Source organism: Brevundimonas sp. FV1ye4L, from assembly GCF_058681255.1.
This window is the reverse complement of the sequence record NZ_CM178734.1, coordinates 1,333,415-1,346,359: the sequence shown is the minus strand read 5'-3', so window position 1 is coordinate 1,346,359 and position 12,945 is coordinate 1,333,415. Positions and strand designations below refer to the sequence as shown.

Below are 12,945 nucleotides of genomic sequence, written 5' to 3'. Positions count from 1 at the left end.
GGACGCTGCGTGAAGTCAGATTTGACCGGTTTCCGGATCGTTGCCGTGCTGATGCTAGCGGTCGTCGTCGGCATGATCGGCGTGCTGAGCATTGTCAGCAAGGGTATCGACGACCATCAGCGCGCGCGCGAACAGGCTGTGGTCGGTCTCAGACTGGCCCGCGTCGTTGAGACCGTCGGCGAGGATTTGGCGCCGGTGACGATCTGGGACGAGGCGGTGCGGGAGTTGAGCGCGCCTACCACCGCATTGTGGTTCGACCGCTTTGTGGGCGGCTTCTACACCTCCCGACACGGACATCTGGCGACCCTCAGTTATGATCCGTCAGGTCGCCTCCTTCGAGCCAATCATGCCGATCGGCCGCCGCATGCGGATGGAACCGACCCTATGTCGCGTGCGGCCCGCCCCTTGGTCGATCAACTCGCGGCCCAGGCTCGGGATCGTGATCGTTCGACCCACGGCGCGGCGGCGGGCCTGCTGAAGACGAGCTTCATCGATGTCGACGGCGTCATCTATGTGGTGGGGGTCTCGACCGTGGTTCGTCACACCCCGGCCGGCGTCGTTCCCGCAGCGGATCCCATCATTGTGTCCTTCAAGGCGTTCGAGCCCGAGGTGCAATGGCTCCGTACCCGTCTGGGCCTGTCCGACGCCCACTTTCAAGCAGGGACCCAGCCGATCGATGGCATGACGGGGATCACCATCTTCGACCCCGCAGGCCGTCCACTCGGCCAGGTCGTCTGGACCCCCGAGCGCCCCGGCTACAGTATCCTGACCCACGCATTGCCGCTTCTGTTGCTGATGATGGCCTTGCTGGCGGCGGGCGGCGGCTTGCTGATGTGGCGGATGTTGACGGACATGCGGCGTCTGCGGTCGTCTGAGGCGGCGTTGTCCGCCGCCCTGAAACATGCTGAGGCGGCGAACGCGGCCAAGACCCGCTTCCTGTCCAACGTCAGCCACGAACTGCGCACGCCGCTGAACGGCGTGCTCGGCATGGCCGAAATCCTGGGCCAGGACGTTCTTACGCCCCGGCAGCGGGAACGACTCAACGTGCTGAAGGAGTCCGGCAACCGCCAACTGCGGTTGATCGAAGACTTGCTCGACGTCGTCAGACTGGGTGACGGCGTCGTGACGCTGGACGAACGTCCCTTCCGACCCGTCTCCCTTCTACGCGGTCTTTATGGCGATCACCGCAGCGAAGCCTCAGCCAAAGGGCTGAAATTGAGGGTCGATGCGGTCGAGGGTGAATGGATCGGGGATGTCGTGCACGTGGAGAAGCTGCTCGGCGCCCTGGTTCACAACGCCATCCGATTTACCGTTTCGGGCGAGGTGATCGTGCGCGCGCTGGATCGCGACGGCCTGACCTTCGAGGTTCAGGACACGGGGCCGGGCATGACCAAGGCGGAAGCGGCGGTTTTGTTCGACGCCTTCGTCCAGGGCGACGACAGCAGCACCCGCACCGCCGAGGGGCTTGGGTTGGGGCTGACGGCGGCCAATGGTCTGGCGCGGCTGATGGGCGGCCGGATCGAGGTCGAAAGCAGCCCGGGCTGCGGCAGTCTGTTCCGCGTCACCCTGCCGCTGGCGCCTGCGCTCAGGTCGTCAACAGCCGCGGCAGCTTGAAGGTCACGGTCTCGCGCGCGCCGCCGTCCTCGGTCACCGTGGCGTCGAACCGTTCGGCGATGGCGTCCACCAGGGCCGCGATCAGCGGTTCAGGCGCTGACGCTCCGGCGGTGACGCCCACCGTCTGAACCCCGTCGAACCAGGCCCAGTCCACCTGGGAGGCGTCATCGACCAGCCGGGCGTCGCGGGCGCCGGCGCGCATCGCCACCTCGACCAGCCGGGCCGAGTTGGACGAGTTCTTGGACCCGACCACCAGCACCAGTTCGCAGCCCTCGCCCAGCACCTTGACCGCGTCCTGGCGGTTGGTGGTGGCGTAGCAGATGTCTTCCTTGTGCGGGTCGGGCAGTTCGGGGAAGCGTCGCTTCAGCACCTTCAATATGCCCGCCGTATCGTCGACCGACAGGGTGGTCTGGGTCGCATAGGCCAGGGGCGCGTCGCCCGGCCGCTCGAACGATTCGGCGTCGGCCTCGGTCTCGATGAGGCTGATGGCGCCCGGCGGCAGCTGGCCCATGGTGCCGATCACCTCCGGGTGGCCTGCGTGGCCGATCAGGATGATGTGGCGGCCTGCGGCATGATGACGCTCGGCCTCGACATGAACCTTGGACACCAGGGGGCAGGTGGCGTCGAGGAACAGGAGCTGGCGCGCCTGGGCGTTGGCGGGCACCGACTTGGGCACGCCGTGGGCCGAAAAGACGACGGGCCGGTCATCCGGGCATTCGTCCAGTTCCTTGACGAACACAGCCCCCATCGACTTCAGCCGCTCGACCACATGGCGGTTATGGACGATCTCATGGCGCACATAGACGGGGGCGCCGAACTTCTCGATGGCGCGCTCGACGATCTGGATCGCCCGGTCCACCCCGGCGCAGAAGCCGCGCGGCGTCGCCAGCCTCACCGCGATGGAGCGACGTTCGGGCGAGGGGGAGGGGACGTGCATGTTCATGGCCGCCAACCTAGTCGTTCGCGCGTCATATCGCCATGCGGAGCGAGCGAATCCCCGCCCTCAGACAGCGACGCATCGCCACGGTCACGCTGTTTTGGACGAAAGATCATGCCGAACAAAGATTTAGCTTCGAGTCACGACGCCTTGACCAACCGGCCGCTCACGATTAGTTTCCGCGCCGAATTCAGACCCGCCCGAACAGCTTGTTCAGGCGCTGAGCGCACAGGTCCTGTCCCCCATGTCGGAATCGCGCGAAGAGGCGATCAAACGCCTCCAAGACAGCGCATCCGCATTGGAGGCGCGGACGACGGCGGAGAAATCCGCCGAGCTGACCGGCCATCAGGTGGCGGGGCAGGCCTACAAGATCATCGCCGAGCTTCTCGGCGGGGTTCTGATAGGTCTGGCGTTCGGATTTATCGCGGATTGGGTCTTTGGGACCCGCCCGTGGGGTTTGATCGGCGGGGTCCTGTTGGGCTTCGCCTTGTCGATTTACATGGCGCGTCGCACAGCAAACCGGCTGATGGCGCAGGCCAAGGCGTTAGGGACACCGGCTCCGGCCGATCCTTACGTCGAGGCCGACGAAGACGGGGAACGATAGGGCTTCATGGCCGATCCGATTCATCAGTTTCAGATTCAGAAGGTCATCGACCTTCCTGACGTGACCCTGCCTGTGCTGGGCGCTGTCGATCTGGCGATCACCAATTCGCACATCGCCATGACGGCCGCCTTCGTCGTGATCGTCGGTTTCCTGGCCGCCGTGACATCGAACGCCCAGGTCGTCCCGGGTCGTCTTCAGTCCGCCGGCGAGGGCCTGTTCGGCCTGATCGACAATCTGGCAGACTCGATCATCGGTCACGAAGGCCGCAAGTATTTCCCGTTCGTCTTCACCCTGTTCGTCCTGATCCTGGGCATGAACATCCTGGGTCTGTTCCTGACCTTCACGGCGACCTCGCAGCTTGCCATCACGGTCACCTTCGCCCTGATCACCTTCGGCCTGGTGCTGGTCGTCGGCTTCGCCAAGAACGGCCTGGGCTTCTTCAAGCTGTTCTGGCCCATGGGCGCGCCGCTGGCGCTGCGCCCGGTCGTCGGCCTGATCGAGTTCGTCTCCTTCCTGCTCCGTCCGGTCACCCTGGCGCTTCGTCTGTTCGGCAACATGCTGGGCGGCCACGTCGCGCTGAAGATCTTCGCCGGCTTCGTCGTTTCGCTGGGCCTGTTGGGTCTGGGCGGCGGCGTCGGCCTGCTGGCCTTCCCGGTTGCGGCCCTGTCGCTGGGCATGGTCGTGGCGCTGACCGCGCTGGAGTTTCTCGTGGCCTTCCTCCAGGCCTTCGTTTTCGCCGTTCTGGCCTGCATCTATCTGAATGATGTGGTCAACCTGGACCACGCCCACTAAGGGCCGGACCAGTCTCTTCACCCCAACCACCAACGACTTAATCTAGGAATACAATCATGGACGCTGAAGCCGCCAAGTACATCGGTGCCGGTCTCGCAACCCTGGGCATGATCGGTTCGGCCCTGGGCGTGGGCAACATCTTCGGCCAGTTCCTGGCCGGCGCCCTGCGCAACCCGTCGGCCGCCGCCGGCCAAGTCGGCAACCTGTTCGTCGGCGCCGCTCTGGCCGAAGCCCTGGGCATCCTGGCCTTCGTGCTCGGCATCCTGATGATCTTCGGCTGATATCAGCCGATACCGGCGCGCGGGGTTCGCCCGCGCGCCGTTTCATCTGATCCTGCAGCAGACGGTTCATGGCCAGCACCCACACCAACGACGCGCTTCCCGCTTCGGTCGAAGCGGACCTGCACGCCGAGACGGCGACCGCCGCCGAGCACGGCTCGGGCGGCCTGCCGCAATTCCAGTTTGAACACTGGGCGGGCCAGATCGGCTATCTGCTGATCCTGTTCGTCATCCTGTACGTCCTGGTCTCCAAGGTCTTCGCGCCTCGCCTTCGCAAGGTGATGGACGAACGGGCCGACACCATTTCCACCGCCGTCGCCACCGCGCGTCAGGTCCAGGCCGAGGCCGCCGAACAGGCCGCCCTGGCTCAGGCCGAGGTCGCCAAGGCTCGCGCCGACGCCCGCGCCATGGCCGCCGCCGCCAAGGCCCGCGTGACCGAAGACGCCAATGCCCGTCAGGCCGCTGAAGAAGCCGTGGTCAACGCCCGCATCGCCGAGGCCGAGACCGCCATCGGCAAGACGCGCGACGCCGCCATGGCGAATGTCGCCGTCATCGCCTCCGACGCCGCCGCCGCCATGGTCGAGCGCCTGACCGGCAAGGCCGCCACCTCGGCCGAACTGGCTACGGCCAAGGGAGCCGTCTGATGAACCTGATCTTCGAACACGGCATCTGGAGCTTCGCCAATGCGGAGATCTGGGTCGGCATCGGCCTGCTGATCTTCTTCGGCATCCTGATCGCCGCCGGCGTGCCCAAGATCGCCGCCGCCCAGCTGGACGCCAAGGGCGCCAAGATCCAGGCTGACCTGGACGAGGCCGCCCGTCTGCGCGCCGAGGCCGAGGCCCTGCTGGCCCAGATCCGCAAGGAGAAGGCCGAGGCCGAGGCTCAGGCCGCCGAGATGATGGCCCAGGCGGAAGCCGACGCCCGTCGTCTGGAGGTCGAGTCCAAGGCCAAGCTGGAAGAGACCCTGGCCCGTCGCCAGAAGATGGCCGAAACCCGCATCGCCCAGGCGGAGGCCCAAGCCTCCGCCGAGGTCAAGGCCGCCGCTGCCGACCTAGCCGCCAAGGCTGCGGAACAGATCCTGGCTGCCCGCCTCGCCGGTGGCGCCAAGGACCCGCTGCTCGACGCTGCCATCGCCCAGATCGGCGACCGCCTGAACTGAGCACGGCCGGCTCAGCTGAACGAAAAAAGGCCCCCGGCGTCGCTGGGGGCCTTTTTCTTATTTTCGGTTGCCCGCTTCAGTGGGCGGTGGCGCCGTCCATGAAGTGCGCCGCATGCCGCTTCTCGCGCGTCACCAGTCGGGCATAGACATTGCCCAGCACGATGCCGAACACCGCGTGGGTGATCAGCAGCCAGCCGAAGGTGCCGAAGCCGGCGGCTGCGGTGAAGGTTCGGTAGTCGCCGAACATCATGATGGCGCCCATCATCACCACCCAGGCCCCGACAGCGAAGACGATGCCCTTGGTTTCCGGAGTGTCCGTAGGCATGCGGGGACACAGCACCCCGAACAGCGGCCCCAGGATGAAGACGCCGCTGACGGCGTGGATCGCCCAGCCGACGGCCATGTTGCCGGGCATGCCGATCATGGTGGCGATCACCCCCTGAAAGGGGTCGAACCAGTTCAGGAACAGATTGGGTATTTCAAGCAAGGAAACGGCAATGGTGGCGGCGAGACCCGCAATCATGCCCTTTTGTACGCGTGACATCATGACCTTAGCGCCTCCCAACGCATTGGTGGTTCTCTGATAACGCCCCGGCAGAATACGCCTGTAGAGGGAGAAGGGCGTTCACGATGATGTGGTTAGCAGTTGCGACAACGCAACCGCGAGATAGCCTGTCAACTAGCGGAAAAGCTTCCGGAAATAGCGCCGCAGCTTCTTCCGTGCCCGGATCAGGCGACGACGGGGTCTCTTAAGCACGACCTTTTCGGCCCGCAGCGCCTGCTGCCAGAAGACCGGGGCGAACTCGGGCTTCTTCCGCATGAGTCGGCGGAAGGGATAGACCCACTTCGGCCGGGCGTACTGGGCGCGGATGAACTGGCGCTTGGCCCAGAAGGAGCTCTTGAGGATCAGCATCAGGCCGACGGCGATGACGGGAATCCCACCCGGGCCGGGCAGTGGGGCGATCAGGATCCCAAGCAGGACCACGAACAATCCGCCGGCCATCAGCGCCCAACGCTTCAAAGCGCGCAGCGTGCGGCTGCGCGAGCGGGAGGACGGAAGGCGGATCGCAGTTGCGAAGGTCAAGACGGCGCCAGACGGAGAGGAGGGAGGAGGCCCAGTGACAACGATCGCAACGACCGCCCGATCCCGGCTCGGGAAGGGAAAGAGCGACCGTGGCCAACCTGCCACAGCCCCGTTAAGACCGTGTGTCCATGGCCGATCCGTGTCTACGATGTGAAGCTTTGGTCATGATTGACCAAGGGCGCCCGGCTGTTGCCCTCCGGACACAATGGGCGCGCGGCCCTAACCGTAGCCACCCTCAAGTGGCTGAGCCTCAGCCCGCATCCCGCCATGCCTTCAGGCTGTCCATCGCGCGGATGCTCTGCAGCCGCTTCTTGGCCCGGCCGCGTTCCTTGGGGTGGATGCGTTTGCCCGTTTCGTCGACCTTGGGCGCCTCAAGCGGGGGCAGCAGGCCGTAGTTGATGTTCATCGGCTGGAACTTGGAGCCTTCCAGGTGTCCGCCGGTGATGTGTTCGACCAGGGCGCCCATGGCGGTCTCGGGCGGGGGCGCCGACAGGTCGCGGCCCAGCGCTTGCGCGGCGGCGAGGCGGCCGGTCAGCAGGCCCATGGCCGCGCTTTCGACATAGCCTTCGACCCCGGTCACCTGGCCGGCGAAGCGCAGGCGGGGCATGGCCTTGAGCCGCAACTGCTTGTCCAGCAACTGGGGACTGTTCAGATAGGTGTTGCGGTGCAGGCCGCCCAGGCGCGCGAACTGGGCGTTCTGGAGGCCGGGGATCATGCGGAAGGTCTCGGCCTGGACGCCGTGCTTCAGCTTGGTCTGGAAACCGACCATGTTGAACAGGGTGCCCAGGGCGTTGTCCTGGCGCAGCTGGACGATCGCGTAGGCCTTGACCAGCGGGTCGCGCGGATTGGTCAGGCCGACCGGCTTCATCGGGCCGTGGCGCAGGGTCTCGCGGCCGCGTTCGGCCATGACCTCGATCGGCAGGCAGCCGTCGAAATAGGGGACGTGCTCCCAGTCCTTGAACTCGGCCTTGGGGCCGTTCAGCAGGGCGTCGATGAAGGCCTCGTACTGGGGCTTGTCCATCGGGCAGTTGACGTAGGCGGCGGCGTCGCCGCCCGGGCCTTCCTTGTCATAGCGCGACTGACGCCAGGCGATGTCGAAATCGATGCTGTCGGCGTGGACGATGGGGGCGATGGCGTCGAAGAAGCTGAGGCTTTCCTCGCCCGTCGCCTTCAGGATGGCCTCGGCCAGGGCGGGCGAGGTCAGGGGGCCGGTGGCGACGATGACATTGTCCCAGTCCTCAGGCGGCAGGCCGCCGATCTCCTCGCGCACGATGGTGATCAGCGGGTGGGCCGCCAGCTTCGCCGTCACGGCGGCGGAGAAGGCGTCACGGTCCACGGCCAGGGCGCCGCCTGCCGGCACCTGATTGACGTCGCCACAGGCCATGATGATCGAGTCCAGCGCCCGCATCTCGGCGTGCAGCAGGCCGACGGCGTTGTATTCCCAATCGTCCGACCGGAAGGAGTTGGAGCAGACCAGTTCGGCCAGGCCGTCGGTCTGGTGAGCGTCGGTCTTTACGCCTGGGACGCCGCGCATCTCGTGCAGGATCACGGACACGCCGGCCTGGGCGATCTGCCAGGCGGCCTCCGAGCCGGCGAGGCCGCCGCCGATGACGTGAATAGGGGAAGGAGAGGGGGAAGCAGTCATCGCGGCCTTCTAGCGGTCGTCTGGCGTGATGTCATGATCCCCTGCTATGTCGGAGGGGGGATATGGGGGCGTAAGCGTGAGCAGTCATCGTCATCTGCGGCTGGGCCAAGCCCTGTCGGCGGCCTTCGCGGGGCTTCCGCGCGCCTGGCGCGGCGCCTGGGGCGCGATCCTGGTCGGGATTCTGGTGTGGAGTTCGGCCTGGCTGGCGCCGGGCGCAGCGCGTGTGATCTGGGCGCCCTTTGGGTTGATGGCGACACTGGCGCTGATCGGCGGCCTGACGCGGATCGCCATCAGCGATGACAGGCAGGCGGCGAAACGACTGGGGCTGGGTCCGGCGGGGCTTCAGTTTCGCCTACCCGAGTTTCGCCTGCTGGGGGCCGCCCTGTTGTGCGCGGTCTTCATGGCCATGATCCTGTCCGTCGTCGCCCTCTTGCTGCTGGCGGTGTTCGGCATGGCGGGTCTGGACGCCGAGGCGATCAACCAACGGAACTGGGCGGCGGTCGGGCCGGTTTGGAAGTTGGCGCTGCTGGCGCTCGTGACCCTGCTGGCCCTGTATGGCCTGCTGGTGATGGTCGTACGGCTGTCGCTGTTCGCGCCGGCGACCCTGGGGCGGGGACACATGGTGTCGCTGAACAGCATGGGTGTCGCCCAGGGCAGTTTCTGGCCGTTGCTGGGCGGACTGGTCGTCGTCGGCCTGCCCAAGGTCGGGCTGCTGGTTTTGGCGGGCGGGGGCATGTTGTCGGGGGGTGTCGGCTGGACCGTGTCGGCGGTGGCTCTGTGCGGTCTCGAGGCGCCGCTGACGATGGCGTTTCTGGGCGCGGCCTATCGGCAGCTGGAGTACTGGACGCCACAATCAACCGAGAGCTAGAGAAGGTCCGCGACGTCGGGGACGGTTTCGGTCTAAGCGATTGACCGTGGTGCAGTATCTTACCGCTCTTCCGACGCTTTTTGGGCTGGAGTTGAATATGAGCTTTTCCGCGACGGACGCGGCTTTTGAGGGATTTCGCGTCACCCGCGCCAATCCCCTGCCTATTCTCCTCTGGGCGCTCGTCTGGCTGGCGGGGTTGTTTATCGCCTCAATGGTCGCCGTACCGGTCGCGGCGCCTTATGCCGCTGAAATCCAGGCTGCCTCGGGCGATCCGACCGCTCTTTCCGCCGAGGCGACGCGCGCGGTCTACCTGATGATGGCGATCGCGGCGCCCTTCGTGATCGGGGTTCAGACCATTGTCTCGGCCGCAGTTTACCGAGCCGTGCTGGAGCCGGAGAAGAAGGCTTTCGGCTTCCTGCGCATGGGGCTGGATGAGGTTCGTCTGTTGATCGTGACGGTGGTCGTTACCGTCATCAGCTTCACAGTCAGCAGCGCCAGCGAGTTCCTGGTTCGATTTTCGAGCGAGGCTGTGGGGTTGCTTGGGGGATTCTTCTTCAATCTCCTGGGCCTGGCTCTATCGGTGTTTCTCAGCGTGCGGCTGTCGCTGATCGCCCCTTTGACGTTGAAGCGTCACAAGTTCAGCTTTGCTGAAGGCTGGCGCATGTCGGGGCGCGTCTTTTGGCCGCTGCTGGGGATCATGGTCCTGGCCTTCGTCATGGCGCTTTTCGTCGTGGTGCTGTTGTTCCTGATCGGTTGGCCTCTGGGCGCCGCTCTTGGAGGAGGGGGCGCGGCAGCCCTGGTCCCGAACCTGCTGCTGCTTCTGCTGATTCCGTTTGGCGCGATGCTGGTTTCGGTGCTGCTGTGGACGCCGTTCGCCGCCACTGTTCGCGACATCGCCTGACCGTCAGGCCGAGGCCTTCGCCCGCTTCTTCTTCGCCGGCTCCACCGACCCGCCCAAGGCCGCGACCCGCGCCTTGCGGCGGGTCTCGTGCCGGTCCAGCACTTCCTTGAGGTATTTGCCGGTCCAACTGGCGCTGTTGTCGGCCACCTGTTCGGGCGTGCCGACCGCGACGATCTCGCCGCCGCCGTCGCCGCCTTCGGGGCCGAAGTCGAGCAGATAGTCGGCGACCTTGATGACATCCAGATTGTGCTCGATCACCACGATGGTGTTGCCGGCCTCGACCAGTTCCTGAAGCACCTCCAGCAGTTTGCGGGTGTCTTCGAAATGCAGGCCGGTGGTCGGCTCGTCGAGGATGTACAGGGTGCGGCCGGTGGCGCGTTTCGACAGTTCTTTGGACAGCTTGACCCGCTGGGCCTCGCCGCCGGACAGGGTGGTCGCCGGCTGGCCCACCTTGACGTAGCCCAGGCCCACCCGTTCCAGCGTCAGCATCTTGTCGCGGATCGGCGGCACGGCCTTGAAGAAGGTCGCCGCCTCCTCGACTGTCATGTCCAGCACGTCCGAGATGGACTTGCCCTTGAAGACGATCTCCAGCGTCTCGCGGTTATAGCGTTTGCCCTTGCAGACGTCGCAGGTGACATAGACGTCGGGCAGGAAGTGCATCTCGATCTTGATGACGCCGTCGCCCTGGCAGGCCTCGCAGCGGCCGCCCTTGACGTTGAAGCTGAACCGGCCGGGTCCGTAGCCGCGGGCCTTGGATTCCGGCAGGCCGGCGTACCAGTCGCGGATGGGGCCGAAGGCGCCGGTGTAGGTCGCCGGGTTCGAGCGCGGGGTGCGGCCGATCGGCGACTGGTCGATGTCGATCACCTTGTCGAAATGCTCCAGCCCCTCGATCCGGTCGAAGGGGGCGGGGGCTTCGGACGCATTGTTCAGGCGACGCGCGGCGGCCTTGTACAGGGTCTCAATGGTGAAGGTGGACTTGCCGCCGCCGGATACGCCGGTGATGCAGGTAAAGACGCCGACGGGAATTTCCCCGGTCACGCTCTTGAGGTTGTTGCCGCTGGCGCCGCTGATCTTCAGCATCCGTTTGCGGTCGATGGGACGGCGACCATCGACAGGAATCTCGATCTCGCGTTCGCCGGTCAGGTATTTGCCGGTGAGGGAGTTCGGATTGGCCATGACCTCGGCGGGCGTGCCCTCGGCGCAGACCGTGCCGCCGTGGACGCCGGCGGCCGGGCCCATGTCGATGACATAGTCGGCCGTCAGAATGGCTTCCTCGTCATGCTCGACGACGAGCACCGAGTTGCCCAGGTCGCGCAGCCCCTTCAGGCTTTCCAGCAGGCGGGTGTTGTCGCGCTGGTGCAGGCCGATGGAGGGTTCGTCCAGCACATAGAGGACGCCGGTCAGGCCTGAGCCGATCTGCGACGCCAGACGGATGCGCTGGCTCTCACCGCCCGACAGGGTGCCGGAGGATCGCGACAGCGACAGATAGTCGAGGCCGACGTTATTCAGGAAGCGCAGCCGGTCGCCGATCTCCTTCAGGATGCGGCGGCCGATCTCCATTTGCTTTTCGCTGAGCGCTTCGGGCAGGGCCAGAACCCAGTCGTAGGCCTTCTTGATCGAGAGCGTGGAGACATCGGCGATGTCCTGGCCGCCGACCTTGACCGCCAGGGCCTCGGGCTTCAACCGCTTGCCGTGGCAGGCGTCGCAGGGCGTCTCGGACTGATAGCGCGCCAGTTCCTCACGCACCCAGGCGCTGTCGGTCTCGCGCCAGCGACGCTCCAGGTTCGGCAGCACGCCCTCGAACGGCTTGGAGACCTCATATTTGCGGGCGTTGTCGTCGTAGGTGAATTTGATCTTCTCGGCGCCGGTTCCATACAGGATGGCCTTGTGCGCCTGGGCCGGCAGCTCGCGCCAGGCCACGTCCATCGAGAAGCCGTAGTGGCGGCTGAGCGACTGCAGCGTCTGGGTGTAGAGGGGCGAGGGGCCGCGCGCCCAGGGGGAGACGGCGCCCTTGTGCAGGCTCTTGTCGCGGTCCGGGATCACCAGATCGGCGTCGAAGGCCAGCTTGACTCCCAGGCCGTCGCAGACCGGGCAGGCGCCGAAGGGATTGTTGAACGAGAACAGCCGCGGCTCGATTTCGCTGATCGTGAAGCCGGACACCGGGCAGGCGAACCGTTCGGAGAACAGCAGGCTGCGCGGCGCGGTCTCGCCCTCGGCCGTGCTGGCCCATTCGGCGTTGGCGATGCCGTCGGCCAGACCGAGCGCGGTCTGCAGGCTGTCGGCGTAGCGGGCTTCCTGGTCAGGCTTGGTGACGATCCGGTCTACGACGATGTCGATGTCGTGTTTGAACTTCTTGTCCAGCGTCGGGGCTTCGTCGATCGGATAGAATTGCCCGTCGATCTTCAGCCGCTGGAAGCCTTGGCGCTGCCACTCGGCGATTTCCTTCTTGTACTCGCCCTTGCGGCCCCGAGCGACGGGGGCCAGCAGCAGGATGCGCTCGCCGTCGGGCAGGGCGACCAGCTTGTCGACCATCTGGCTGATGGTCTGGCTCTCGATCGGCAGGCCGGTGGCCGGCGAATAGGGCACGCCGACCCGCGCCCACAGCAGGCGCATATAGTCGTGGATCTCGGTCACCGTGCCGACGGTGGAACGCGGGTTCTTGGAGGTGGTCTTCTGTTCGATGGAGATGGCCGGGGACAGGCCCTCGATCAGGTCCACGTCCGGCTTGCCCATCAGCTCCAGGAACTGGCGCGCATAGGCCGACAGGCTCTCGACATAGCGGCGCTGCCCCTCGGCGTAGATGGTGTCGAACGCCAGGGACGACTTGCCCGAGCCCGACAGGCCGGTCATCACCACCAGCTGTTCGCGGGGGATGTCGAGGTCCACGCCCTTGAGATTATGCTCGCGAGCGCCGCGAACGCGGATGAAGTTGTGCTTTTCGGTCATGGATTCCGGGAACGCGGGTAGGGCCGGTCGGGTCCGGCGCGACATCTCTATATGGGGATGAATTGCGCGATTGAAGCAAGAACAATGTGCGAACATTGCGGCGACTGGCGGGCTGAG

13 protein-coding genes are annotated in these 12,945 nt (G+C 65.9%); 8 read left to right on the top strand and 5 right to left on the bottom strand.

The genetic code is table 11. From position 1 onward, the window contains the following. Positions 1-51: 51 nt before the first annotated feature. A complete protein-coding gene (locus ACW17X_RS06490) occupies positions 52-1,614 on the top strand; it encodes an ATP-binding protein (RefSeq protein WP_492100440.1) in 1,563 nt (520 codons plus the stop codon). Here the strand turns inward: ACW17X_RS06490 and ispH are convergent. Continuing rightward, on the bottom strand, positions 1,586-2,557 hold the full coding sequence (gene ispH, locus ACW17X_RS06485; RefSeq protein WP_492100160.1) for a 4-hydroxy-3-methylbut-2-enyl diphosphate reductase: 972 nt from the start codon (positions 2,555-2,557) through the stop codon (positions 1,586-1,588). The two genes, ACW17X_RS06490 and ispH, sit on opposite strands and share 29 nt — an antisense overlap. Before the next feature lie 238 nt (positions 2,558-2,795). Between ispH and ACW17X_RS06480 the strand changes: the two genes are divergently transcribed. The 5 genes from ACW17X_RS06480 (at position 2,796) to ACW17X_RS06460 (ending at position 5,384) form a co-directional block, all read left to right on the top strand. Next, positions 2,796-3,155, top strand: a complete 360-nt coding sequence (locus tag ACW17X_RS06480) for an AtpZ/AtpI family protein (RefSeq protein WP_373997411.1) — start codon at positions 2,796-2,798, stop codon at positions 3,153-3,155. A gap of 6 nt (positions 3,156-3,161) precedes the next feature. Beyond that, positions 3,162-3,947 carry a F0F1 ATP synthase subunit A gene (locus ACW17X_RS06475; protein ID WP_492100159.1) on the top strand — a complete coding sequence of 262 codons (786 nt, stop codon included), beginning with the start codon at positions 3,162-3,164 and terminating at the stop codon, positions 3,945-3,947. A 56-nt stretch (positions 3,948-4,003) separates the two neighbouring features. Next, the gene (locus ACW17X_RS06470; RefSeq protein WP_008261286.1) at positions 4,004-4,228 is read left to right on the top strand and encodes a F0F1 ATP synthase subunit C; all 225 of its coding nucleotides are present in this window, start codon (positions 4,004-4,006) and stop codon (positions 4,226-4,228) included. 68 nt (positions 4,229-4,296) lie between these two features. After that, the gene (locus ACW17X_RS06465; RefSeq protein ID WP_492100158.1) at positions 4,297-4,869 is read left to right on the top strand and encodes a F0F1 ATP synthase subunit B family protein; all 573 of its coding nucleotides are present in this window, start codon (positions 4,297-4,299) and stop codon (positions 4,867-4,869) included. Beyond that, positions 4,869-5,384, top strand: coding sequence for a F0F1 ATP synthase subunit B (locus ACW17X_RS06460; RefSeq protein WP_008258724.1), 516 nt, complete (start codon positions 4,869-4,871; stop codon positions 5,382-5,384). Before ACW17X_RS06465 ends, ACW17X_RS06460 begins: the two co-directional genes overlap by 1 nt. 76 nt (positions 5,385-5,460) lie before the next feature. Here the strand turns inward: ACW17X_RS06460 and ACW17X_RS06455 are convergent, their stop codons facing one another. The 3 genes from ACW17X_RS06455 to trmFO all read right to left on the bottom strand — a co-directional run bounded on the left by ACW17X_RS06455 (position 5,461) and on the right by trmFO (position 8,113). Then, positions 5,461-5,931, bottom strand: a complete 471-nt coding sequence (locus ACW17X_RS06455; RefSeq protein ID WP_492100157.1) for a DUF6789 family protein — start codon at positions 5,929-5,931, stop codon at positions 5,461-5,463. 132 nt (positions 5,932-6,063) lie between these two features. Continuing rightward, positions 6,064-6,369 (bottom strand): hypothetical protein, encoded by a 306-nt coding sequence (locus tag ACW17X_RS06450; RefSeq protein WP_492100439.1) that lies wholly within the window; start codon positions 6,367-6,369, stop codon positions 6,064-6,066. Positions 6,370-6,718: 349 nt separating this feature from the next. After that, on the bottom strand, positions 6,719-8,113 hold the full coding sequence (gene trmFO / locus ACW17X_RS06445; RefSeq protein WP_492100156.1) for a methylenetetrahydrofolate--tRNA-(uracil(54)-C(5))-methyltransferase (FADH(2)-oxidizing) TrmFO: 1,395 nt from the start codon (positions 8,111-8,113) through the stop codon (positions 6,719-6,721). Positions 8,114-8,189: 76 nt separating this feature from the next. Between trmFO and ACW17X_RS06440 the strand changes: the two genes are divergently transcribed. Both ACW17X_RS06440 and ACW17X_RS06435 read left to right on the top strand, forming a co-directional pair. Beyond that, positions 8,190-8,981, top strand: a complete 792-nt coding sequence (locus ACW17X_RS06440) for a hypothetical protein (protein WP_492100155.1) — start codon at positions 8,190-8,192, stop codon at positions 8,979-8,981. 40 nt (positions 8,982-9,021) lie between these two features. Next, positions 9,022-9,882 (top strand): hypothetical protein, encoded by an 861-nt coding sequence (locus tag ACW17X_RS06435; protein ID WP_492100154.1) that lies wholly within the window; start codon positions 9,022-9,024, stop codon positions 9,880-9,882. Between the two features lie 3 nt (positions 9,883-9,885). Here the strand turns inward: ACW17X_RS06435 and uvrA are convergent, their stop codons facing one another. After that, on the bottom strand, positions 9,886-12,828 hold the full coding sequence (gene uvrA / locus ACW17X_RS06430; RefSeq protein ID WP_492100153.1) for an excinuclease ABC subunit UvrA: 2,943 nt from the start codon (positions 12,826-12,828) through the stop codon (positions 9,886-9,888). Between the last annotated feature and the right edge of the window lie 117 nt (positions 12,829-12,945).

Excerpts from the sequence above, each read along its gene's own strand:
- ACW17X_RS06490 (WP_492100440.1), top strand. The coding sequence starts at position 52 with ATGCTAGCGGTCGTCGTCGGCATGATCGGCGTGCTGAGCATTGTCAGC.
- ispH (WP_492100160.1), bottom strand. The coding sequence starts at position 2,557 with ATGAACATGCACGTCCCCTCCCCCTCGCCCGAACGTCGCTCCATCGCG.
- uvrA (WP_492100153.1), bottom strand. The coding sequence starts at position 12,828 with ATGACCGAAAAGCACAACTTCATCCGCGTTCGCGGCGCTCGCGAGCAT.
- ACW17X_RS06460 (WP_008258724.1), top strand. The coding sequence starts at position 4,869 with ATGAACCTGATCTTCGAACACGGCATCTGGAGCTTCGCCAATGCGGAG.
- ACW17X_RS06475 (WP_492100159.1), top strand. The coding sequence starts at position 3,162 with ATGGCCGATCCGATTCATCAGTTTCAGATTCAGAAGGTCATCGACCTT.
- ACW17X_RS06465 (WP_492100158.1), top strand. The coding sequence starts at position 4,297 with ATGGCCAGCACCCACACCAACGACGCGCTTCCCGCTTCGGTCGAAGCG.
- ACW17X_RS06455 (WP_492100157.1), bottom strand. The coding sequence starts at position 5,931 with ATGATGTCACGCGTACAAAAGGGCATGATTGCGGGTCTCGCCGCCACC.
- ACW17X_RS06480 (WP_373997411.1), top strand. The coding sequence starts at position 2,796 with ATGTCGGAATCGCGCGAAGAGGCGATCAAACGCCTCCAAGACAGCGCA.
- ACW17X_RS06470 (WP_008261286.1), top strand. The coding sequence starts at position 4,004 with ATGGACGCTGAAGCCGCCAAGTACATCGGTGCCGGTCTCGCAACCCTG.
- trmFO (WP_492100156.1), bottom strand. The coding sequence starts at position 8,113 with ATGACTGCTTCCCCCTCTCCTTCCCCTATTCACGTCATCGGCGGCGGC.